The sequence below is a fragment of the Streptomyces sp. NPDC001137 genome, assembly GCF_040298885.1.
Taxonomy (GTDB): Bacteria; Actinomycetota; Actinomycetes; order Streptomycetales; family Streptomycetaceae; genus Streptomyces.
In genome coordinates, this window is sequence record NZ_JBEPBA010000029.1 from 68,480 (window position 1) to 89,743 (window position 21,264).

Annotated in this window: 21 protein-coding genes; 13 read left to right on the forward strand and 8 right to left on the reverse strand. The window is 71.2% G+C overall.

The window, feature by feature from the left end:
- Window positions 1-5 precede the first annotated feature (5 nt).
- Complete coding sequence (locus ABT254_RS39655) at window positions 6-1,484, forward strand: cobyrinic acid a,c-diamide synthase CobB (protein ID WP_351481700.1); 1,479 nt, start codon at window positions 6-8, stop codon at window positions 1,482-1,484.
- The gene (gene cobI / locus ABT254_RS39660; RefSeq protein WP_351481702.1) at window positions 1,469-2,227 is read left to right on the forward strand and encodes a precorrin-2 C(20)-methyltransferase; all 759 of its coding nucleotides are present in this window, start codon (window positions 1,469-1,471) and stop codon (window positions 2,225-2,227) included. The genes ABT254_RS39655 and cobI overlap by 16 nt, the downstream gene beginning before the upstream one ends.
- Window positions 2,228-2,238: 11 nt before the next feature.
- On the opposite strand, the gene ABT254_RS39665 is transcribed toward cobI, so the two are convergent.
- Window positions 2,239-2,967 carry a ZIP family metal transporter gene (locus ABT254_RS39665; protein WP_351481705.1) on the reverse strand — a complete coding sequence of 243 codons (729 nt, stop codon included), beginning with the start codon at window positions 2,965-2,967 and terminating at the stop codon, window positions 2,239-2,241.
- Window positions 2,968-3,085: 118 nt separating this feature from the next.
- Between ABT254_RS39665 and cobM the strand changes: the two genes are divergently transcribed.
- The 6 genes from cobM to cobC are packed head-to-tail and all read left to right on the forward strand — an operon-like array spanning window position 3,086 to window position 9,394.
- Entirely contained in the window at window positions 3,086-3,904 is an 819-nt protein-coding gene (gene cobM, locus ABT254_RS39670; RefSeq protein ID WP_351481708.1) for a precorrin-4 C(11)-methyltransferase, read from the forward strand.
- The gene (gene cbiE / locus ABT254_RS39675) at window positions 3,901-5,139 is read left to right on the forward strand and encodes a precorrin-6y C5,15-methyltransferase (decarboxylating) subunit CbiE (protein ID WP_351481711.1); all 1,239 of its coding nucleotides are present in this window, start codon (window positions 3,901-3,903) and stop codon (window positions 5,137-5,139) included. The genes cobM and cbiE overlap by 4 nt, the downstream gene beginning before the upstream one ends.
- Window positions 5,136-6,827 (forward strand): precorrin-3B C(17)-methyltransferase, encoded by a 1,692-nt coding sequence (gene cobJ, locus ABT254_RS39680; RefSeq protein WP_351481713.1) that lies wholly within the window; start codon window positions 5,136-5,138, stop codon window positions 6,825-6,827. Before cbiE ends, cobJ begins: the two co-directional genes overlap by 4 nt.
- On the forward strand, window positions 6,824-7,414 hold the full coding sequence (locus ABT254_RS39685; protein ID WP_351481716.1) for a precorrin-8X methylmutase: 591 nt from the start codon (window positions 6,824-6,826) through the stop codon (window positions 7,412-7,414). The genes cobJ and ABT254_RS39685 overlap by 4 nt, the downstream gene beginning before the upstream one ends.
- Complete coding sequence (locus ABT254_RS39690; protein ID WP_351481718.1) at window positions 7,411-8,337, forward strand: sirohydrochlorin chelatase; 927 nt, start codon at window positions 7,411-7,413, stop codon at window positions 8,335-8,337. Before ABT254_RS39685 ends, ABT254_RS39690 begins: the two co-directional genes overlap by 4 nt.
- Window positions 8,327-9,394 carry an Rv2231c family histidinol phosphate aminotransferase CobC gene (gene cobC, locus ABT254_RS39695; protein ID WP_351481721.1) on the forward strand — a complete coding sequence of 356 codons (1,068 nt, stop codon included), beginning with the start codon at window positions 8,327-8,329 and terminating at the stop codon, window positions 9,392-9,394. Before ABT254_RS39690 ends, cobC begins: the two co-directional genes overlap by 11 nt.
- A 139-nt stretch (window positions 9,395-9,533) precedes the next feature.
- On the opposite strand, the gene ABT254_RS39700 is transcribed toward cobC, so the two are convergent.
- The 5 genes from ABT254_RS39700 to ABT254_RS39720 all read right to left on the reverse strand — a co-directional run bounded on the left by ABT254_RS39700 (window position 9,534) and on the right by ABT254_RS39720 (window position 14,239).
- Window positions 9,534-10,445 (reverse strand): SCO1860 family LAETG-anchored protein, encoded by a 912-nt coding sequence (locus tag ABT254_RS39700; RefSeq protein WP_351481724.1) that lies wholly within the window; start codon window positions 10,443-10,445, stop codon window positions 9,534-9,536.
- Between the two features lie 177 nt (window positions 10,446-10,622).
- Complete coding sequence (locus ABT254_RS39705) at window positions 10,623-11,714, reverse strand: amidohydrolase family protein (protein WP_351481727.1); 1,092 nt, start codon at window positions 11,712-11,714, stop codon at window positions 10,623-10,625.
- Between the two features lie 21 nt (window positions 11,715-11,735).
- The gene (locus tag ABT254_RS39710) at window positions 11,736-12,545 is read right to left on the reverse strand and encodes an amino acid ABC transporter ATP-binding protein (RefSeq protein ID WP_351481730.1); all 810 of its coding nucleotides are present in this window, start codon (window positions 12,543-12,545) and stop codon (window positions 11,736-11,738) included.
- Complete coding sequence (locus tag ABT254_RS39715; RefSeq protein WP_351481733.1) at window positions 12,542-13,378, reverse strand: amino acid ABC transporter permease; 837 nt, start codon at window positions 13,376-13,378, stop codon at window positions 12,542-12,544. Before ABT254_RS39715 ends, ABT254_RS39710 begins: the two co-directional genes overlap by 4 nt.
- Window positions 13,379-13,381: 3 nt before the next feature.
- Window positions 13,382-14,239 (reverse strand): transporter substrate-binding domain-containing protein, encoded by an 858-nt coding sequence (locus ABT254_RS39720; RefSeq protein ID WP_351481736.1) that lies wholly within the window; start codon window positions 14,237-14,239, stop codon window positions 13,382-13,384.
- 188 nt (window positions 14,240-14,427) lie between these two features.
- On the opposite strand from ABT254_RS39720, the gene ABT254_RS39725 reads away from it, so the two are divergent.
- The 5 genes from ABT254_RS39725 to thpD all read left to right on the forward strand — a co-directional run bounded on the left by ABT254_RS39725 (window position 14,428) and on the right by thpD (window position 19,136).
- Window positions 14,428-15,528, forward strand: a complete 1,101-nt coding sequence (locus ABT254_RS39725; protein ID WP_351481739.1) for an aminotransferase class V-fold PLP-dependent enzyme — start codon at window positions 14,428-14,430, stop codon at window positions 15,526-15,528.
- A 412-nt stretch (window positions 15,529-15,940) separates the two neighbouring features.
- Window positions 15,941-16,447 (forward strand): diaminobutyrate acetyltransferase, encoded by a 507-nt coding sequence (gene ectA, locus ABT254_RS39730; RefSeq protein ID WP_351481741.1) that lies wholly within the window; start codon window positions 15,941-15,943, stop codon window positions 16,445-16,447.
- Window positions 16,448-16,528: 81 nt separating this feature from the next.
- The gene (gene ectB, locus ABT254_RS39735) at window positions 16,529-17,800 is read left to right on the forward strand and encodes a diaminobutyrate--2-oxoglutarate transaminase (RefSeq protein ID WP_351481744.1); all 1,272 of its coding nucleotides are present in this window, start codon (window positions 16,529-16,531) and stop codon (window positions 17,798-17,800) included.
- A gap of 30 nt (window positions 17,801-17,830) precedes the next feature.
- A complete protein-coding gene (locus ABT254_RS39740) occupies window positions 17,831-18,241 on the forward strand; it encodes an ectoine synthase (RefSeq protein ID WP_351481747.1) in 411 nt (136 codons plus the stop codon).
- A gap of 7 nt (window positions 18,242-18,248) precedes the next feature.
- Window positions 18,249-19,136, forward strand: a complete 888-nt coding sequence (thpD, locus tag ABT254_RS39745) for an ectoine hydroxylase (protein WP_351481750.1) — start codon at window positions 18,249-18,251, stop codon at window positions 19,134-19,136.
- A gap of 253 nt (window positions 19,137-19,389) precedes the next feature.
- Here thpD and ABT254_RS39750 read toward each other — a convergent pair whose 3' ends face one another.
- Together ABT254_RS39750 and ABT254_RS39755 are read right to left on the reverse strand one after the other, a co-directional pair.
- Entirely contained in the window at window positions 19,390-20,439 is a 1,050-nt protein-coding gene (locus ABT254_RS39750) for an aminotransferase class V-fold PLP-dependent enzyme (protein WP_450752562.1), read from the reverse strand.
- A 99-nt stretch (window positions 20,440-20,538) separates the two neighbouring features.
- On the reverse strand, window positions 20,539-21,255 hold the full coding sequence (locus ABT254_RS39755) for a DsbA family oxidoreductase (RefSeq protein ID WP_351481755.1): 717 nt from the start codon (window positions 21,253-21,255) through the stop codon (window positions 20,539-20,541).
- Between the last annotated feature and the right edge of the window lie 9 nt (window positions 21,256-21,264).

The window sequence follows — 21,264 nt, forward strand, 5'->3', positions numbered from 1 at the left end:
TCGTCGTGAGTTCCTCCCTGTCCCCCGTCCCCCGGCTGGTCATCGCCGCGCCTTCCTCGGGCAGCGGGAAGACCACCGTCGCCACGGGGTTGATGGCCGCGTTCGCCGCGCGGGGGCTTGCCGTGTCCCCGCACAAGGTGGGACCGGACTACATCGACCCCGGGTATCACGCGCTCGCCACCGGGCGGGTGGGGCGGAACCTCGACGCGTATCTGTGCGGGCCGGAGCTGGTCGGGCCGTTGTTCCTGCACGGGGCTCGTGGGTGTGACATCGCCGTCGTCGAGGGCGTGATGGGGATGTTCGACGGGGCCGCGGGGGAGGGTGAACTGGCGTCCACCGCTCATGTGGCGAAGCTGCTCGGGGCGCCCGTGGTGCTGGTGGTCGACGCGTCGTCGCAGTCCCGGTCCGTGGCGGCGTTGGTGCACGGGTTTGCGTCCTGGGATCCGGAGGTTCGGGTCGGGGGCGTGATTTTGAACAAGGTCGCTTCGGATCGGCATGAGGAGCTGTTGCGGGAGGCGTTGGAGTCGGCCGGGGTGCCTGTGCTCGGGGTGTTGCGGCGGGTGGCTCAGGTGGATACACCGTCTCGGCATCTTGGGTTGGTGCCGGTTGCCGAGCGGCGGGCCGCGGCGGTGGAGGCGGTTGCCGCCATGGCGGCGCAGGTCTCCGCGGGGTGCGATCTCGAGGCGTTGGCGGGGCTGGCGCGGAGTGCTGGTGCGTTGTCGTGTGCGGCCTGGGATGCGGCTGAGGCGCTTGCTTCTTCGCCCCCGCCGCCCCTTCCCGTCCCGACCCCGGGGGCTGCGCCCCCAGACCCCCGCTTTCGGCCTGAACGGCCTCGTCCTCAAACGCCGGACGGGCTGGGTGCCCCCCAGCGGGTGGGTGACAGGCTGGTGGTCGCCCTTGCCGGTGGGGCCGCCTTCACGTTCTCCTACGCCGAGCACAGTGAGCTGCTCGCTGCCGCGGGGGCCGAAGTGGTTGTCTTCGATCCGCTCCGGGATGAGCAACTGCCCGACGGGACGCGGGGGTTGGTCATCGGCGGCGGGTTTCCCGAAGTGTACGCGAGCGAGCTGTCGGCCAACGAACCGCTGCGCAAAGCCGTCGCCGCGCTTGCGGAGGGCGGGGCTCCCGTTGCTGCCGAGTGTGCCGGGCTGCTGTATCTGTGCCGGGAGCTCGACGGGCAGCCCATGTGCGGGGTGCTCGATGCGAGGGCGCGGATGAGCGGGCGGCTGACCCTCGGGTATCGGGACGCCGTGGCCGTCGGTGACAGTGTGCTGGCGCCCGCCGGGACCAGGATGCGGGGGCACGAGTTTCACCGGACGGTCGTCGAGCCGGGGGCGGGGGCGGCTCCCGCCTGGGGCGTGCGCGCCCCTGTGCCGCGGGTCGAAGGCTTCGTACAACAAGGTGTGCACGCCAGTTATCTGCACACGCACTGGGCGTCCGAGCCCGGTGTCGCCCGTCGGTTCGTGGAGAGGTGCCGGACGTCATGAGCAGCAGCAACAGCAGCAGCAGGTTGATCGGGGTCGGGGTGGGTCCCGGTGACCCCGAGCTCGTGACCGTCAAGGGGGTCAATGCCCTGCGGGCCGCCGATGTTGTCGTCGTGCCCGTCATGGACACCTTGGAGCGGGGGCGGGCGGAGGCCACCGTGCTGCACTACGTGCCCGAGGAGAAAGTCGTCCGCGTGGTGTTCGCGCTGAACGAGCGCAGTGACCGCGGGCGGCGGGAGGCTGCCTGGGACGCGGCCGGGGAGCGGGTGGCGCAGTTGCTGCGGGAGCGGGGCGTCGTCGCGTTCGCCACCATCGGCGATCCCAATGTCTATTCGACCTTCACCTATCTCGCGCAGACCATCGCCGAGCTGGTGCCGGGGGCCGGTATCGAGACCGTCCCGGGGATCACGGCCATGCAGGATCTCGCGGCGCGCTCGGGTGCCGTGCTCACCGAAGGCACCGAGCCGCTCACCCTGGTGCCCGTCACCGCCGGGGCCGCCGTACTGAAGGACGCCCTCAGCGGGCCCGGCACCGTCGTCGCCTACAAGTTCGGGCGGCAGGCCGGCGAGGTCGCCGAGGCGTTGCGCGAGACCGGCCGGATCGACGATGCCGTGTGGGGCTCCGCGCTCGGGCTGGAGTCGCAGTCCATCCGGCCGGCGTCCCAGCTGGGCGGCGAGCCCCTCCCCTACCTCTCCACGCTGATCGCGCCCGCGCCGCGCGACGGCGGGCGCGGCGGCAAGCTGTGACCCGCGCCGGCTCACCCGGCCAGGCCCACCACCAGCCAGATGAACGCCGCCCCCGCCACCGTGCACAGCAGCGTCGAGCGGGCGGGGTGCTCGTGGTGCGCCTCGGGGAGGATCTCGGCGGCGGCGAGGTAGAGGAGTACACCGCCGAACAGGCCGAGATAGCCGCCGAGCAGGCCCTCCGGGATGGTGGCGAACGCCGCCGAGGCCGCGCCGGCCACCGGGGCCACCGCGTCCGCGAACAGCATGGTCAGGGCCTTGCGGCGGGCGTTTCCGTACAGGCTGGTGATCGTGTACGTGTTGAAGCCGTCCGCGAAGTCGTGGGCGACCACCGCCAGCGTGACCGCCGTGCCCATGCCGCCGCCGACCTGGAAGGCCGCGCCGATCGCCACGCCGTCCATGTAGCTGTGGCCGACCATCGCCGCGGCCGCCGTGAGGCCCACCTCGGGCGCGCGACCGTTGCTCTCCTCCCCGCCGTGCGAGGCCTGGCGGGCGGCCAGCAGTCGTTCCACCAGATGGGCCAGCAGAAAGCCGGCCACGAACAGCAGCAGGGCCGCCGGTACGCCGAAGATCTCTTCGCCCGCCGCCTTGAGCGCCTCGGGCAGCAGGTCCAGGCCGACGACACCCAGCATCAGTCCGCCGGCCAGGCCCAGAACCAGGTGGCGGCGGTCGGTCACACGCTGTGCCGTCCAGCCGCCGGCCAGCGTCATCAGGAACGCGCCGAGCGCGACGAAGACCGCCATACGCCCTTGCTATCCGATCAACCCCCGTTCACGCACGTCCGACGGCAATAACCACACCGCACTCGTGACACGACACCAAGATCCAGACCCCAGCGCTTTGCTAGAGAGGACCGTTCCCATGGCCGATGCCCCCACCGGCAAGGTGACCTTCGTCGGTGCCGGCCCCGGCGCCGCCGACCTGCTGACGTTCCGTGCCGCGCGCGCCATCGCCGAGGCCGACGTCGTGATCTGGGCCGCGAGCCTGGTGCAGGCGGAGGTCCTCGAGCACGCGCGTGAGGACGCGGAGATCCTCGACTCGGCGACGATGTCCCTCGAGGACGTCGTCGCCGTCTACGAGCGCGCGCACCGCACCGGTCTGAAGGTCGCCCGTATCCACTCCGGTGATCCCGCCCTGTGGGGCGGTACGCAGGAGCAGCTCGACCGGTGTGCGCGGATCGGCATCGAGACGGAGGTCGTGCCCGGTGTGTCCGCGTTCTCGGCCGTCGCCGCGCTCGCGCAGCGCGAGTTGACCATTCCGGAGGTCGCGCAGTCCGTGGTGCTGACCCGGCTCGGCGGCGGCAAGACGCCGATGCCGCCCGGTGAGGAGGTGCGGGAGTTCGCCAAGCACGGCACCACCATGGCGATCTTCCTGTCCGCCGCGCGCAGCGGGCAGCTGGTGCGGGAGCTGCTGGAGGGCGGCTATCCGACGTCCACGCCGGTCGTCGTGGCGTACCAGGCGACCTGGCCGGAGGAGCTGGTCGTGCGGTGCACGATCGGGACGCTGGAGGAGACGGTCAAGGAGCACAAGCTCTGGAAGCACACCCTCTTCCTGGTCGGCCCGGCCCTGGACGCCGAGGGCACCCGCTCGCACCTGTACCACCCCGGCCACTTCCACGGCTACCGCAAGGCCGACCCGGAGGCCCGCAGGGCCCTGCGCGCGCGGGGTGCCAGTACGTGATCACGGTCGTCGGTACGGGGACGGGCGCGCCCGTTCCCCTCGAAGCGGTGGCGGGGGCCGAGCTCGTCGTGGGCGGGCGACGGCACCTGGACGCCGTACGGCTGCCCCAGAGTGCCGAGCGGATCGTGCTCGGGCCGTTGGCGCCCGCCCTGGACGCCATGGAGGAGTACGTCGGCAAGGACCGGCGGGTGGTCGTGCTGGCCTCCGGCGACCCCGGGTTCTTCGGGATCGTACGGGCGCTGGCCGAGCGGTTCGGCGCGGAGCGTCTGGATGTCCGCCCGGGTGTCTCGTCCGTCGCCACCGCCTTCGCCCGGCTGGGGCTGACCTGGGACGACGCGGTCGTCGTCAGCGCGCACGGGCGGGAGCCGCGCACGGCCGTCAACGTGTGCCGGGCGCATCCGAAGGTGGCCGTGCTGACCGGGCCCGGCGCCGGTCCGGCCGAGTTGGGCGCCTCACTCGCCCGTACCGCTCCCGGCCGGGTCCTCGTCGTCGCCTCCGCGCTGGGCTCCGACGAGGAGCGCCTGGAGCGGGTCTCCCCCGCCGAGGCCGCGGGCCGCGACTGGGGTACGGCGGTGAGTGTCGTCCTGTGCCTCGACGAGACGCGCGTGCTCGGTCCCGTACGGACGCTGGCGGGAGCGGCCGTACGCCCCTCCGGATGGGCCCTGGACGAGGGCGGGTTCGCGCACCGCGACTCGATGATCACCAAGTTCGAGGTGCGGGCCCTGGCCCTGGCCCGGCTCGGGCCCCGCCCCGGCGACCTGGTCTGGGACGTCGGCTCCGGCTCCGGTTCCGTGGCCGTGGAGTGCGCGCGGCTGGGCGCCGCGGTCAGCGCCGTCGAGAAGGCCCCGGACGGGGTGGAGCGGATCCGCGCCAACGCCGGTGCGCACGGCGTCGACGTGCACGTGGTGCACGGGACGGCACCGAAAGCTCTGGATCAACTCGACGATCCCGACGCCGTGTTCGTCGGCGGCGGGGGGCGCGAGCTGCCCGACATCGTGCGTGCGTGCGCGCGGCGGGCCCGGCGGACGGTCGCGGTCGCCATGGCCGCACTGGACCGGGTGCCCGCGGTGCGCACGGCGCTCACCGAGGCCGGGTTCGACTGCGACGGGGTGCTGTTGCAGTCCTCGCGGCTCGCGCCGCTGCCGGGTGACGTGACCCGGCTGGCGGCGACCAATCCGGTTTTCCTGCTGTGGGGGGCCACAACCCCCGGATCTCGTGAAGGAGTTGCCCTGTGATCGGCCTCATTTCCGCCACCGCGGCGGGGGCGGCGGCGCGCGACCGGCTGGCCGCGGCGTGGCCGGACCGCACGCGGGTGTACGAGGGTCCCGTCGGGGACGCCGTACGGTCCGCGTTCGCGGAGTGCGAGCAGCTCGTGTGTTTCCTGGCGACGGGGGCCGTCGTACGGCTCGTGGCGCCGCTGCTCGGTGACAAGGCGTCCGACCCGGGTGTGGTGTGCGTCGACGAGGGCGGGCGGTTCGCCGTGTCGCTGCTGGGCGGGCACGGCGGGGGCGCCAATGAACTCGCCGAGCGGGTGGGCGAGGCGCTGGGTGCCGAGCCGGTGGTGACCACGGCGACGGACGCGGTCGGCATCCCCGGTCTGGACACGCTCGGTCTCCCGGTGGAGGGCGACGTGGCCGGTGTGACGCGGGCGCTGCTGGACGGCGAGCCGGTCGCGCTGGACGCCGAAGTGGCGTGGCCGCTGCCGCCGCTGCCGTTCGCGGCGGAGGGTACGCGAACCGTCCGGCTGACGGACCGTGCGGCCGAACCCGCCGACGGTGAGGTGCTGCTGCGTCCGCCGTCTCTCGTCGTCGGCGTCGGCGCGTCCAAGGGCGCCCCGGCCGAGGAAGTGCTCGGGCTGGTCGAGGGCGCGCTGCGGGACGCGGGGCTGTCTCCTCGTAGCCTCGCCGAGATCGCGACCGTGGACGCCAAGCGGGAGGAGCCCGGCATCGTCGAGGCGGCCGCGCGGCTCGGGGTGCCTCTGGTGACGTACTCCGCAGAGGAGTTGGCGAAGGTCGAGGTGCCCAACCCCTCCGACGCGCCGCTCGCCGCCGTGGGCACTCCGTCGGTCGCCGAGGCCTCCGCCCTCGTCCGCGGCGGTGAACTCCTCGTCCCCAAGCGGAAGTCGGCCCGTGCGGACGGGCACGCCTCGATGGCGACCTGCGCCGTCGTACGACGCCCTGCCCGCGGCCGGCTGGCAGTCGTCGGGCTCGGTCCCGGCGCCCGCGATCTGCTCACCCCGCGCGCCACGGCCGAACTGCGGCGCGCCAGCGTGCTCGTCGGGCTCGACCAGTACGTCGACCAGATCCGCGATCTGCTGCGGCCCGGCACCCGGATCCTGGAGTCCGGGCTCGGCGCCGAGGAAGAGCGGGCCCGGACCGCGGTGGCCGAGGCCCGGAAGGGGCAGGCGGTGGCGCTGATCGGCAGCGGCGACGCAGGCGTGTACGCGATGGCCTCGCCCGCGCTCGCCGAGGCGTCCGACGACATCGACGTGATCGGTGTACCGGGCGTCACCGCGGCGCTCGCGGCCGGGGCGATCCTGGGCGCGCCGCTCGGCCACGACCACGTGTCCATCAGCCTCTCCGACCTGCACACGCCCTGGGAGGTCATCGAGCGGCGGGTGCGGGCCGCGGCCGAGGCGGACCTCGTGGTGACGTTCTACAACCCCCGTTCCCGCGGCCGGGACTGGCAGCTGCCGAAGGCGCTCGCGATCCTCGCCGAGCACCGCGAGCCGACGACGCCGGTCGGTGTCGTACGCAACGCGTCCCGGCCGGACGAATCCAGCCGGGTGACCGACCTGGGCTCCCTGGACCCGGCGACGGTCGACATGATGACGGTCGTGACCGTGGGCAACACGGCGACCCGTGAGATCGCGGGGCGCATGGTGACGCCGCGCGGCTACCGCTGGCAGGAGGCCGACCGGTGAACCGTGTGGTCCATCCCATCGAGGAGGAGTCCTACCGGCGGCTGCGGGCCCGCCTGGACACCTCGCACTTCCCGCCGCTGACGCGGGCGGTGGTGGAGCGGGTCGTCCACTCCGCCGCCGACCTCGACTACGCGACGGATCTCGTCATGGACGAGGCCGCCCTCGAAAAGGCGTATGCCGCCCTGCACGGCGGGGCGCCCGTCGTCGTGGACGTGGAGATGGTCGCGGCCGGGATCACCCGGCGCGAGACGGTGTGCCGGCTCAGGGACGCCGTCGCCGGTCCCGGACTGACCCGCTCGGCGCACGCGATACGGCTCGCCTACGAACAGGTCGGCCCTGGCGCCCTCTGGGTGATCGGCAACGCGCCGACCGCCCTGGAGGAGCTGCTGACCCTGGACGCCTCCCCCGCCCTCGTCATCGGCCTGCCCGTCGGCTTCGTCGGCGCGGTCGAGTCCAAGGCCGCGTTGCGCGAGAGCGGGCTGCCCGCCGTGAGCAACGTGTCCGAGAAGGGCGGCTCGGCGGTCGCGTCGGCCGCCCTGAACGCCCTGCTGTACCACCCCACTTCGTACTCCGAGGAGCAATCGTGACCACCCCGCCGCCCGCCCTGCTCATCGCCGGTCATGGCACCCGGGACGAGGCCGGAGCCGAGGCGTTCCGCGACTTCGTACGGCAGCTGGGCGACCGCCACCCCGACCTGCCCGTCGCGGGCGGCTTCATCGAGCTCTCGCCGCCCCCGCTCGGCGAGGCGGTCGCCGAACTGGTGGAGCGGGGAGTACGGCGTTTCGCCGCCGTACCGCTGATGCTGGTCTCCGCCGGGCACGCCAAGGGCGACATCCCCGCGGCCCTGTCCCGCGAGAAGGAGCGCCACCCGGGGATCTCCTACACGTACGGGCGTCCGCTGGGCCCGCACCCCTCGCTGCTGAAGGTCCTGGAGCGGCGGCTGGACGAGGCGCTCGGCGGAACCGCGCGGACGCCTCAGGACCGGGCCGACGTGACCGTGCTGCTGGTCGGACGCGGCTCAACGGACCCCGACGCCAACGCCGAGGTGTACAAGGCGGCGCGGCTGCTGTGGGAGGGGCGCGGGTACGCGGGCGTGGAGACGGCGTTCGTGTCGCTGGCGGCGCCGGACGTGCCGAGCGGCCTGGACCGGTGCGCGAAGCTGGGCGCGCGCCGGATCGTCGTCCTCCCCTACTTCCTGTTCACCGGCATCCTGCCGGACCGGGTGCGGCAGCAGACGGAGGGCTGGGCGGCCGCGCACCCGGACGTCGAGGTGCGCTCCGCGGACGTCATCGGCCCGGAGCCGGAGCTGCTCGATCTGGTGATGGAGCGCTACGAGGAGGCCGTCAAGGGCGATCTGCGCATGAACTGCGACTCGTGCGTGTACCGGATCGCGCTGCCGGGCTTCGAGGACAAGGTGGGGCTGCCGCAGCAGCCGCACTTCCACCCGGACGACGACGGACACCATCACCACGGTCACCACCACCACGGCGGACACGCCCATGCGCACTGAGCACGATCTCCGTCACCACGGTGACGCCGAGGTGCGCGACGACGGCTCGGCCCTGGTCGACCTGGCGGTGAACGTCCGGGCGGACACCCCGCCCGCCTGGCTGCGCGAGCGCATCGCGGGCTCGCTCGGCTCCCTCGCGGCCTACCCGGACGGCCGGGCCGCGCGGGCGGCGGTGGCGGCACGGCACGGCCTGCCGGTGGAGCGGGTGCTGCTGACGTCCGGTGCCGCCGAGGCCTTCGTGCTGCTCGCCCGCGCCCTGAAGGTACGGCGGCCGGCCGTCGTCCACCCGCAGTTCACGGAGCCGGAGGCGGCCCTGCGGGACGCGGGCCACACGGTGGACCGGGTGCTGCTGCGCGAGGAGGACGGCTTCCGCCTCGACCCGGCGGCGGTCCCCGAGGACGCGGACCTGGTGGTGATCGGCAACCCGACGAACCCGACGTCCGTCCTGCACCCGGCCGCGTCCATCGCTCAACTCGCCCGTCCCGGGCGGACGTTGGTCGTGGACGAGGCGTTCATGGACGCGGTGCCGGGTGAGCGGGAGGCGCTGGCGGAGCGGACGGACGTGCCGGGGCTGGTGGTCCTGCGCAGCCTCACCAAGACCTGGGGGCTGGCCGGCCTCCGGATCGGCTACGTCCTTTCCGCTCCCGAGACGATCGCCGAACTGGAGCGCGCCCAGCCCCTGTGGCCGGTGTCCACACCCGCGCTGGCCGCCGCCGAGGCCTGCATGGACCCGCAGGCCCTCGCGGAGGCGGCCCACGCGGCACACCGCATCGCCGCCGACCGGGCCCATCTCATCACCGGCCTCGCCAAGTTCGCCTCGGCCGGACTGCGCGTGACACAGCCCGCCGAGGGCCCCTTCGTCCTCATACGACTGCCCAGGGCGACCGCGGTACGCAGGCACCTGCGGGACCTGGGCTTCGCGGTACGGCGCGGCGACACGTTCCCGGGGTTGGGCGAGGAGTGGCTACGGCTGGCCGTGCGCGACCGTGGGACGGTCAACACCTTCCTCCAGGCACTGGACCGCGCACTGAGGCTGGCGTCGTCGCCGGGTCGCTGATGGCCGCGGGCGGGGGCAGCGCCCCATTAGGGGCGCGGGGCTGTATCGATATGCGGCTCCGCCGCGTGGGCGCGACCAGCCCCCACTGCGCCGCAGACAAACGACGACCCATCCCCGCACACCCCGCGGAGCGGAGCGCTCAGCTACGACCCCGCCGCGCCAGCGCCACCGCTCCCCCACCCGCCAAGACCAGGGCGATCGCGCCACCCGCGACATACGGCGTCATGGAGTTGCTGCCGGTCTCGGCAAGCCCGACCTCCCCGCCCTGCGCCTTGGCTCCACCGGAGCCACCGGAACTCGCGGCGTCCGGCGCCGCCCCCTGCGCACCCGCCGGAGGCGCCTCACAGGTCGCCTTCGCCAGCGTCACCGTGCCCCCCACCTCGGCCACGTTCAGCTTCAACGGGTTGACGGACACCTTGAGTTCGAGGGCGGTGGCGGCCGCGGTACGCGAGGTCGTCTCCGTCCTCGACAGGTCGAGGCGCACCTCACCGATGCCGGCCGCCTTGACCTCCGTGGTACCGCCGGTCGTCAGGGTGACCTTCTTGCCCAGGACGGTCACCGAGCCGCCCAGGTTCGAGGAGGCGACGGGCTTCTTCCCGGCCTCGCAGACCGCCTTCGAGGTGACCTGCTCCAGCTCGATGAGGGACAGCAGCGGCAGACCCGGCACATGGACACTGGCGTGGGCGAGGCTGGTGGAGCCCTCGGCGCGGTCGGAGGTGACGCTCGCCGCGGACTTCGCCGTCTTCGCGTCCAGCACGCTGAAGGGCCTGCCGCCGTTGACGCCGTCCAGCTCGGCGCTCAGCGCCGTCTTCTCGGCGCTCTCGGGCGCCTCGACCTGGTTGAGCGAGACCGTGAGGGGGACGTTCACGGTCTTGTTGAGCAGGGAGACGTAGAGCCCGGTGCGCAGGACGACGGCGCTCGCACGGCCCTGGTCGCCGGTCGCGTGCGCAGCGCCCGCGCCGGCCAGCGCCGCGGGACCCGCGGCGAGGGCCGTGGCCGTCGCGACGGTGGCGAGACGGCGTGCGGGCATGCGGAAGTTCTTGCCGTTCAAGGTGGGGACCCCTCAGAGGATTCTTGCTCGGGACCCGTCAAGAATTGCGCACCAGGGGTGCCCTGACGGCATTCCGGCGCCACTTCACCCCACCGTGTGTTCGCCGTGAACGTTTTCGAATCTCCAGGCACAGGCGTTCCACTGTTTCACCGCCGTATCGCCTTGTGCCCGCGTCGGTCAGCCGACGACGAGTCCGTTCACCACTACCCGCCGAGGAGCCCCCAGTACACGCACGTCGGCCCGTGGATCGCTCTCGTACACCACGAGGTCGGCCGGGGCCCCCTCCTCGAGGCCGGGGCGGCCGAGCCACTGCCGCGCGCCCCAGGTGGTCGCCGACAGCGCCTCGACGGGCGGGATGCCGGCGGTGACCAGCTCCGCCACCTCGCCCGCCACCAGGCCGTGCGCGAGGTGGCCGCCGGCATCGGTGCCGACGTAGACGGGGATGCCCGCGTCGTAGGCGCCCCGCACGGTCTCGTAACGGCGTTCGTGCAGCCGCCGCATATGGGCCGACCACGCGGGGAACCTCGCCTCGCCGCCGTCGGCGAGCTGCGGGAAGGTCGCGATGTTGACGAGGGTCGGGACGATCGCGACGCCCCGCGAGGCGAAGAGGGGGATCAGGTCCTCGGTCAGGCCCGTCGCGTGCTCGATGCAGTCGATGCCGGCCTCGACCAGGTCCCGGAGGGAGTTCTCCGCGAAGCAGTGCGCGGTGACGCGGGCACCGAGCCGGTGGGCCTCGGCGATGGCCGCCTGCGCGGCCTCCCGCGGCCAGCTGGGGGCGAGGTCGCCGAGGTCGCGGTCGATCCAGTCGCCGACCAGCTTCACCCAGCCGTCGCCGCGGCGGGCCTCCTGGGCGACGTAGGCGGTCAGTTCGTCCGGCTCGATCTCCCAGGCGTAGTTGCGCAGGTACCGGCGGGTGCGGGCGATGTGGCGTCCGGCACGGATGATCTTCGGGAGGTCCTCGCGGTCGTCGACCCAGCGGGTGTCCGAGGGCGAGCCCGCGTCACGGATGAGGAGGGTGCCCGCGTCGCGGTCGGTCAGCGCCTGCTTCTCGGCGACGTCCTGCTCGACCGGCCCGTGCGGGCCGAGGCCCACGTGACAGTGGGCGTCGACGAGCCCGGGGAGCACCCAGCCCTCGACGGTACGGACGTCGTCCGCGCCGCCGGGACGGTCGTAGGAGATGCGGCCGTCGACCACCCACAGCTCGTCCCGGACGTCCTCGGGTCCGACGAGCACCCGCCCTTTCACGTGCAGCACCGCGCGATCGCTCATGTACCGCACCTTAGTGACCGGCTAGTCGGCCCTGCCCACCTGGTCCGAGGTCTCCTCCTCCACCTGGGCCATGGCCGGGTCGAGGAGCCGGGACAGGAAGTGGCGGGTGCGTTCGTGGACGGGGGCGCCGATGACCTGGTCGGGGGTGCCGTCCTCGACGATCGTGCCGCCGTCCATGAAGACGACCCGGTCGGCGACCTCGCGGGCGAAGGTCATCTCGTGGGTGACGACCATCATGGTCATGCCCTCGTCGGCGAGCATGCGCATCACGGCCAGTACGTCCCCCACCAGCTCGGGGTCGAGCGCCGAGGTCGGCTCGTCGAACAGCATCACCTCGGGGCCCATGGACAGCGAGCGGGCGATCGCCACGCGCTGCTGCTGGCCGCCGGAGAGGGATGCGGGGTAGGCGTCCGCCTTCTCCGACAGGCCCACGCGCTCCAGGTTCTCGGCGGCCACCCGCGCGGCCTTCGCCTTGTCCCGCCGAAGCACCCGGCGCTGCGGCAGGGTGAGGTTCTCGGTCACCGTGAGGTGCGGGAAGAGGTTGAACTGCTGGAAGACCATGCCGATACGGCGGCGTACGGCGTCGATGTCGACATCGGGGTCGGTGAGCTCGGTGCCGCCCACGAAGACCTGGCCCTTGGTGGGCTCCTCCAGCAGGTTCACACAGCGCAGCAGGGTCGACTTGCCCGAGCCGGAGGGGCCGATGACGCAGACGACCTCGCCCTGGCCGATCTCCAGGTCGATGCCGCGCAGCACCTCGTTGTCGCCGAAGGACTTGTGCAGGCCGCGTACTTCGATTTCCGGGCGCCCGGTCGGCGGCTTCTCGGTCATTTCACGGCCTCCTGGGCCTTCGCCTCCATACGGCGTACGACGAAGCCGAGCGGGATCGTGATCAGCAGGTAGCACAGGCCCGCGACCAGGATCGGCGTGGAGTTGGCGGTCGTACTGGCCAGGTCACGGCCGTACTTGGACAGTTCGCGCTCCTCCAGGGTGACACCGAGGAACAGGACGAGCGAGGAGTCCTTGAAGAGCAGGACGAGCTCGTTGGTCAGCGGCGGGAGGATGATGCGGAAGGCCTGCGGGATGATGATCGAGACCATGGCGCGGCCCGGCGAGAAGCCCAGTGAACGGGCCGCCTCCATCTGGCCCTTGGGCACCGCCTGGATGCCCGCGCGGATCGTCTCGGCCATGTAGGCGGCGGCGACCAGGCCGAGCGCCAGGGCCACCTTGCCGTAGGTGCCGCCGACGATCTCCGTGCCGGGGAAGGCCAGCGGGACGGCGACCCCGATGAAGATGAAGATCAGCAGCGCGGGCAGGCCGCGGAAGATCTCGATGTAGATGCCGGCCAGCCAGCGGTACGGGCCGACGGAGGACAGCCGCATCAGCGCGATCACCATGCCGAGCGCCAGGCCGACGACGAACCCGGACAGCGTGTACAGCACGGTGTTCTTCAGCGCCATCGTGATGACGTCCGGGAACATCTGCTTGGCGATGCTGCCCTGCGCGAACTGGTTCCTCAGCCGCCCCCAGTCCGCCGAGACCGCGAAGGCGATCACGGCGGCGACGAAGACGACGTACTGCGCGCCGCGTGACAGGCTGCGCTTCTGACTGCGCGTCAGACCCTTTTTCCTGGGCGGGAGTTGTACGTCCGTGTCAGAGGTCATGGGTCAGGACGCAGCGGGGGACGGGGAGGCGGCGGAGGGGTTGTACGGGCCGATCCACTTCTCGTACAGCTTCTTGTACGTGCCGTCCGCCTTGGCGTCCTTGATCGCCTTGTTGATGGCGGCGAGGAGCTTGGTGTTGCCCTTCTTCACCGTGAAGCCGTACTGCTCACCGGTGTTGAGGTTGTCGGCGACCTGGAACTTGTCCGCGTTGGCCTTGTCCTTGAGCCAGCCCTGGACCACCGGGTAGTCGATGATGACGGCCTTGACCTGGCCGGTGCGCAGGCCGTTGAGGACGGCGTCGGAGGACTCGAAGGAGACCGGGTCGAAGCCCTGCTTCTTGGCGTAGTCCTCGCCGGTGGTCTGCGCCTGGGCACCCAGCTTGACCTTCTTGGCCTTCGCGTCGGCGAGGGAGGTGATGCCGCTGCTCTTGTCGACCAGGAGGGCCTGGGTGGCGTCGAAGTACGGGTCGGAGAAGTCCACGTTCTTCTTGCGCTCGGCGGTGATGGTCATGCCGGCCGCGGCCACGTCGCACTCACCGGAGTTGAGGAAGGCGCCGGTCTTGAAGTTCTCGAACGGTGTGTCGAGGATCTGCTGCTTCACGCCCAGGTCCTCGGCCACGAGGTCGATCAAGGACACGTCGAAGCCCTGCACCTTGCCGTTGATCTCCGACTGGAAGGGCGGATAGGGCAGGTGGGTGCAGGTGGTGAGCTGTCCGGCCTTGACGAGCTCGACGCCGCCTGCGGCGGTCTTGCTGCCGCTGCCGCCGTTGCCCGTCGAGGTACAGGCGGCCACGAGCACCAGCCCGGCCGTCGCGGTGGTGGCGGCCAGAATGCGGGTCCGGCGCCCGGAGAACATCTTCACGGGTGGCCTCCTGTGTGGGAACTGTGGGTTCCGATTATAAGGAGATGTTTGGGTCTCTCAAATCAAACCGATGGCTGCGGGGCTGTCCGGCCTAAGAAGTCATAAGTGGCGGGAGGGGCAGGAGTGGGGTCACGGGTGGTGGATACCCTCGACCGAGCCGACCACTCGTGAGCGAAGAGAGCACCGTCGTGACGCACCCTTTCCTCGATCTGCCCCCGATGAGCGCCGCGCACTTCGCGTCGATCGAGGACCGGGTGGCGCGACTCCTCGGCACCGAGCAGGACGTCGTGATCATGCAGGGCGAGGCGCTGCTGCCGCTGGAGGGGGCGATCCGCGCGGCCGCGGGGCCGGGGACGGTGGCGCTGAACGTCATCACGGGTCCGTACGGGCAGACCTTCGGGAACTGGCTGCGGGACTGCGGGGCGACCGTCATCGACCTCACGGTGCCCTTCCACACTGCGGTCACCGCCGAGCAGATCCGGGCCGCGTTCGCCGGGCGTCCCGAGATCGACTTCGTGTCGCTGGTGCATGCGGAGGCGGCGACCGGCAACACCAACCCCGTCGCGGAGATCGGGGAGGTCGTACGGGAACAGGGGGCGCTGTTCTATCTGGACGCCGTCGCCTCCATCGGGGCCGAGCCCGTGCTGCCGGACGCCTGGGGTGTGGATCTGTGTGTCATCGGGGCGCAGAAGGCGATGGGCGGGCCGGCGGGGGTGTCGGCGGTCTCGGTGAGCGAGCGGGCGTGGGCGCGCATGGCGGCCAACCCGGGGGCGCCGCGTCGCTCGTATCTGTCACTCCTCGACTGGAAGGAGCGGTGGGTCGACGGCGGGCGGAAGGCGCTGCTGCACGCGCCGGCGCAGCTGGAGATGCTGGCGCTTCAGGCGTGTGTCGAGCGGATCGAGACGGTGGGGCTGGATGCCGTCATGGCCCGGCATGCGGCGGCCGCCGCGGCGGCCCGCGCGGGGGCGGTGGCTCTGGGCGGAGGGCTGGAGCCGTATGTGCACGAGGCGCGGGAGGCCGCGCCGGTGGCCACGACGCTGAGGGTCCCTGCCGGGGTGGTGGCCTCGGAGCTGGTGGCCCGGGCGCTCGAGGGCGACCCTTCGCTGCCGTTGGCGGCGGGCGGGGGTGCGTTGGCCAAGGAGATGGTGCGGGTCAATCACTATGGGGTGGACGCCTCGGTCGGCGTGGTGCAGGGGTGCCTGGCGGCACTGGGCGCTGCGCTGGCGGAGCACGGGGTGACGGTCGACCTGGCAGGGGCCCGGCGGGCTGTGGAGCAGAGCTGGGGGTGACCACCGGCCTTCCTCGCCCGGGCCGTATTCGGCGCATCCGACTCAGCCATGCGGATATCTTGCGGGAACGCTCGGCCGAGTAACCGGCGCCTAATTCCGGGGTCAACTCAGGATGTAATTCAGGAATTCACTTCTGCACAGCTTCCCGTATTCTTCTGCCCGCTTTTCCAGAGGCTAAACGCAAAGATTTCGCGAACACCAAGCGGGGGAATTCGGGCAGATCTCGTGGGGGTTACACGCTTGTGACGCGTTACACATCGCGGTCGATTTGCCCGGTATTTTCCGGACAATACTCCCGATAACACCCCCACCTCGTGCGACCGCCCGCGCCCGCGTGATAACACACAAGACCGCTGTGCGTAACCCTCACCAGCGATGCAATTTTGAATTTCCCTCGGTAAATTCAATCCGCATGACTGCCGCTCAAGCAGATCTGCACATCGACCGTCCGCAGGTCGCGGACGGAGCAGCGTTGTGGCGGATTGCCAAGGACTCGAAGGCCCTCGACCTGAACTCGTCGTACAGCTATCTGCTGTGGTGTCGCGACTTCGCGGACACCACGGCCGTGGCGCGCGACGAGCGCGGGGAGCCGGTCGGCTTCGTCACCGCGTACGTACGGCCGGACCGCCCGCGCACCCTGCTGGTGTGGCAGGTGGCCGTGGACGAGGCGTACCGCGGGCGCGGGCTCGCCGGCGCGCTGCTCGACGGGCTCGTCGCGCGGGCCGGTGCCGCGCACCGGATCACCGCCGTCGAGACCACCATCACGCCCGGCAACATCGGCTCCGAGCGCCTGTTCACCTCGTTCGCCGAGCGGCACGGCGCGCTCGTGGAGCGCGAGGTGCTGTTCGACGAGGGCCTGTTCCCCGACGGGCCGCACGACCCCGAAGTCCTGTACCGCATCGGCCCCCTCTCCCTCTGACCGACACCGATGACGGCACCCATGCCCCACCCCACTGACGACCCACACGCACTCCCCCCACGCAACGAGGAGCGATTCGTCGTGACCATCACCCAGCCCGACCTCAGCGTCTTCGAGACACTCGAGTCCGAGGTGCGCAGCTACTGCCGCGGCTGGCCCACCGTCTTCGACCGTGCGCACGGCAGCCGCATGTACGACGAGGACGGCCATGAGTACCTGGACTTCTTCGCCGGAGCGGGCTCGCTGAACTACGGCCACAACAACCCCGTCCTGAAACGGGCGTTGATCGACTACCTGGAGCGGGACGGCGTCACGCACGGGCTCGACATGTCGACCACCGCCAAGCGTTCCTTCCTGCAGACCTTCCAGGACCTGGTGCTGCGGCCCCGTGACCTGCCGTACAAGGTCATGTTCCCGGGCCCGACGGGTACGAATGCCGTGGAGTCGGCCCTGAAGCTGGCGCGCAAGGTCAAGGGGCGCGAGGCCATCGTCTCGTTCACCAACGCCTTCCACGGCATGTCCCTCGGCTCCCTCGCCGTGACCGGCAACGCCTTCAAGCGGGCCGGGGCCGGCATCCCGCTCGTCCACGGCACGCCCATGCCGTTCGACAACTACTTCGACGGCAAGGTGCCGGACTTCCTGTGGTTCGAGCGGCTCCTGGAGGACCAGGGGTCCGGTCTCAACAAGCCCGCGGCCGTGATCGTCGAGACCGTGCAGGGCGAGGGCGGCATCAACGTCGCGCGGCCCGAGTGGCTGCGGGCCCTGTCCGAGCTGTGCGAGCGCCAGGACATGCTGCTCATCGTCGACGACATCCAGATGGGCTGCGGGCGCACCGGTGCCTTCTTCTCGTTCGAGGAGGCCGGGATCACCCCGGACATCGTCACCGTCTCCAAATCCATCAGCGGCTACGGACTGCCCATGTCGCTGTGCCTGTTCAAGCCCGAGCTGGACATCTGGGAGCCGGGCGAGCACAACGGCACCTTCCGCGGCAACAATCCGGCCTTCGTCACGGCCACCGCCGCCCTGGAGGCGTACTGGGCGGACGGGTCCGCGATGGAGAAGCAGACCCGGGCGCGCGGCGAGCAGGTCGAGCAGGCCCTCGCCGCCATCACCGAGGAGAACCGCGCCGACGTCAAGGAGTACCGCGGACGCGGACTCGTGTGGGGCCTGGAGTTCCACGACAAGGACCGGGCCGGCCGGGTCGCCAAGCGCGCCTTCGAACTCGGGCTGCTCATCGAGACGTCGGGCCCCGAGAGCGAGGTCGTCAAGCTCCTCCCGGCGCTCACCGTCACGGCCGACGAGATGGACGAGGGACTCAGCGTCCTCGCCCGCGCCGTACGCGAAACCCTCTAGCAACGACCAGCAAGGAGTAGTGCAAGCACCGTGATCGTCCGTTCGTTCAAGGACATCGAAGGCACCGACCGGCATGTGAAGGCCGCGTCCGGTACCTGGGAGAGCAAACGCATCGTCCTCGCCAAGGAGAGGGTCGGCTTCTCCCTGCACGAGACGATTCTGTACGCGGGTACGGAGACGTCGATGTGGTACGCGAACCACATCGAGGCCGTCGTGTGCGTCGAGGGCGAGGCCGAGCTCACCGACGACGAGACCGGGCAGAAATACACGATCACGCCCGGCACCATGTACCTCCTCGACGGCCACGAGCGGCACACGATGCGGATCAAGGAGGACTTCCGCTGCGTCTGTGTCTTCAACCCGCCCGTGACCGGCCGGGAGGACCACGACGAGAACGGCGTCTACCCGCTGCTCACCGAGCCCGAGCCCGAGGAGGTGTGACATCACCATGACCACCGTCACCGATCTCTATCCCAGCCGCGGCACCACGGAGGTGTCGACCCCGCGCCAGGACCCCGTCGTATGGGGCTCCCCCGACACACCGGGCCCGATCACGACCGGCGACCTCCAGTCGTTCGAGCGTGACGGCTTCCTGGCCATCGACCAGCTCATCACCGACGACGAAGTCGCCGTCTACCGGCAGGAGTTGGAGCGCCTCGTCACGGACCCGGCGATCCGGGCCGACGAGCGCTCGATCATCGAGCCGAAGTCCAAGGAGATCCGCTCCGTCTTCGAGGTGCACAAGATCAGCGAGGTGTTCGCGAATCTCGTGCGCGACGAGCGGGTCGTGGGCCGGGCCCGGCAGATCCTCGGCTCGGACGTGTACGTCCACCAGTCGCGGATCAACGTCAAGCCGGGTTTCGGGGCCAGCGGCTTCTACTGGCACTCGGACTTCGAGACCTGGCACGCCGAGGACGGTCTGCCGAACATGCGGACGGTGTCCGTCTCGATCGCGCTGACCGAGAACTACGACACCAACGGCGGCCTCATGATCATGCCGGGGTCGCACAAGACGTTCCTCGGGTGCGCGGGAGCCACGCCCAAGGACAACTACAAGCAGTCGCTGCAGATGCAGGACGCGGGCACGCCCTCGGACGAGGCACTGACCGCGATGGCCAGCGAGTACGGCATCAAGCTGTTCACGGGCAGGGCCGGCTCCGCGACCTGGTTCGACTGCAACTGCATGCACGGCTCGGGCGACAACATCACGCCGTTCCCGCGCAGCAACGTGTTCATCGTGTTCAACAGCGTGGAGAACACGGCGGTCGAGCCGTTCGCGGCGCCGATCCGGCGCCCTGAGTTCATCGGCGCAAGGGACTTCACGCCCGTCCGATGAGCGCAGCCGCCCGGCGGCCTGCCCGCCGCGCAGCAGCAATCGGACACAGCATCGGCGCAAGGGACTTCACGCCCGTCCGATGAGCGCAGCCGCCCGGCGGCCTGCCCGCCGCGCAGCGGCAATCGGACACAGCATCGGCGCAAGGGACTTCACGCCCGTCCGATGATCTGGGTGATTCCTTCTGGAGCGGGCGGCGTCACAGGCTTCACAGCCACGACAGTGACGCCGCCCGCTCCGGTGTCCCCACCGGGGTTCACCCGGCCAGGACGTCCAGGAGCCGATCGACATCGGCCGCGGTGTTGTACAGATGGAAGGCGGCCCGCAGGTTGCCGGCGCGGTCGGAGACCTCGACCCCTGCGCTGCTCAACTCGCCCTGGCGGCGGCCGAGTCCGGGGACCGAGACGATCGGGGAACCGGGCGAGGGGACGGGTTCGTGGCCGAGGGAGGCCAGGCCCGCACGGAAGCGGTCGGCGAGGGCGAGGTCGTGGGCGCGTACGGCGTCCGTGCCGAGTTCCTCCAGGAGTTCGAGGGAGCGGCGGGCGCCGGCGTAGGAGAAGAGGGCGGGGCTCTCGTCGAACCGCCTTGCGGAGTGGGCGAGTTCAGCGACGGGGCCGTAGCAGGCGTCCCAGGGGTGCTCCCCCGCCACCCAGCCGGCGAACAGCGGGGTGAGCCCGCCGAGGTCCTCCGGTACGACCAGGAAGGCCACGCCCCGCGGGCAGACGAGCCACTTGAAGGCGACGGAGGCGCAGTAGTCGTACGCGTCCGCGTCGAAGTCCAGCCAGCCGGCGGCCTGGGACGCGTCGATGTACGTACGTGCTCCGTGCTCACGCGCCGCCTGCCGGATCGCGGGCAGGTCGGCCACGCGTCCGTCGGCGGACTGCGCGGCGCTGACCGCGACCAGGGCGGTGCCGGGCCGCACGGACTCCGCGATGCGCTCCAGGGGCACGCTGCGCACCTTGAGGTCGGAGCGGACATGGAAGGGGTTCACCACGGAACTGAAGTCGCCCTCGGCGGTGAGGACTTCGGCGCCCTCCGGCAGCGAGGCCGCGATCAGCCCGCTGTAGACGGCGACCGAGGCCCCGGCCGCCACCCGGTGCCCGGGCACCCCGACGAGCCGCGCGAAACAGGCGCGGCTCGCCTCGACGTCCGCGAACATGTCGGTCGGATCACCGGCGGCGGCCGCCTCCACGGCGGTGTGCATGGCGGTCACGGTGCGGGCGGGCAGCAGCCCGGTGCTCGCGGTGTTCAGATAGGTGTTCTTCGGGGCGAACTCGGCACGGACGAGGCTCTCGAAGGTTTCCATGGATCCACTGTGAGCCCCCGGGAACCCATAGTCCATTGCCGATTTTTGCGTGATTTCACTAAGCAACGCTTATAGGTCCGCCCCGACCTGCACGCTTTGTCAGTGCTGCGGCACGGCGCACCCGTCGGGACCGCAGGCGTCCGCGTCACCCTGGTCGATCAGTTGCAGCGGCGAGCGCTCGCCCCACGCCTGGGTCAGCGCCTGGGTGAAGACCTCGGCGGGCTGGGCGCCGGAGACGCCGAACTTGCGGTCGAGCACGAAGAACGGCACACCGTTGGCACCGAGTTGCGCCGCCTCGCGCTCGTCGGCGCGCACCTCGTCGGCGTACGCGGCCGGGTCGGCGAGCACCTTGCGGGCGTCCTCGGCCTCCAGACCGGCGGCGACGGCCAGCTCCACCAGCCGCTCGTCGCCCTCGCTGAAGACGGACCGCTCCTCGGCGAAGTTCGCCCTGTAGAGGATCTGGATCAGCTCGTCCTGCCTGCCCTGCTCCTTGGCGAAGTGCAGCAGGCGGTGCATGTCGAAGGTGTTGCCGTGGTCACGGTCCCGGGTGCGGTACTCAAGACCCTCGGCCGCGGCCTGCGCGCCCAGGTTCTCCTCGCCGGCCTGCGCCTGCGCCTCGCTCATGCCGTACTTCTTGGTGAGCATCCTGATCACCGGCTGGACGTCGCCCTTGGCCCGCCCGGGGTCCAGCTCGAAGGAGCGGTGCACGACCTCGACCTGGTCGCGGTGCGGGAAGGCCTCGAGTGCCTTCTCGAATCGGGCCTTGCCGACATAGCACCAGGGGCACGCGATGTCCGACCAGATCTCGACCTTCATGTTCTCGGC

What these genes read in the sequence shown, in the direction of transcription:
- cobM (WP_351481708.1), top strand. Translation starts at nt 3,086, where the DNA reads ATGGCCGATGCCCCCACCGGCAAGGTGACCTTCGTCGGTGCCGGCCCC.
- ABT254_RS39750 (WP_450752562.1), bottom strand. Translation starts at nt 20,439, where the DNA reads ATGGAAACCTTCGAGAGCCTCGTCCGTGCCGAGTTCGCCCCGAAGAAC.
- ectA (WP_351481741.1), top strand. Translation starts at nt 15,941, where the DNA reads ATGACTGCCGCTCAAGCAGATCTGCACATCGACCGTCCGCAGGTCGCG.
- cobC (WP_351481721.1), top strand. Translation starts at nt 8,327, where the DNA reads ATGCGCACTGAGCACGATCTCCGTCACCACGGTGACGCCGAGGTGCGC.
- ABT254_RS39705 (WP_351481727.1), bottom strand. Translation starts at nt 11,714, where the DNA reads ATGAGCGATCGCGCGGTGCTGCACGTGAAAGGGCGGGTGCTCGTCGGA.
- ABT254_RS39710 (WP_351481730.1), bottom strand. Translation starts at nt 12,545, where the DNA reads ATGACCGAGAAGCCGCCGACCGGGCGCCCGGAAATCGAAGTACGCGGC.
- ABT254_RS39665 (WP_351481705.1), bottom strand. Translation starts at nt 2,967, where the DNA reads ATGGCGGTCTTCGTCGCGCTCGGCGCGTTCCTGATGACGCTGGCCGGC.
- thpD (WP_351481750.1), top strand. Translation starts at nt 18,249, where the DNA reads ATGACCACCGTCACCGATCTCTATCCCAGCCGCGGCACCACGGAGGTG.
- ABT254_RS39715 (WP_351481733.1), bottom strand. Translation starts at nt 13,378, where the DNA reads ATGACCTCTGACACGGACGTACAACTCCCGCCCAGGAAAAAGGGTCTG.
- ABT254_RS39755 (WP_351481755.1), bottom strand. Translation starts at nt 21,255, where the DNA reads ATGAAGGTCGAGATCTGGTCGGACATCGCGTGCCCCTGGTGCTATGTC.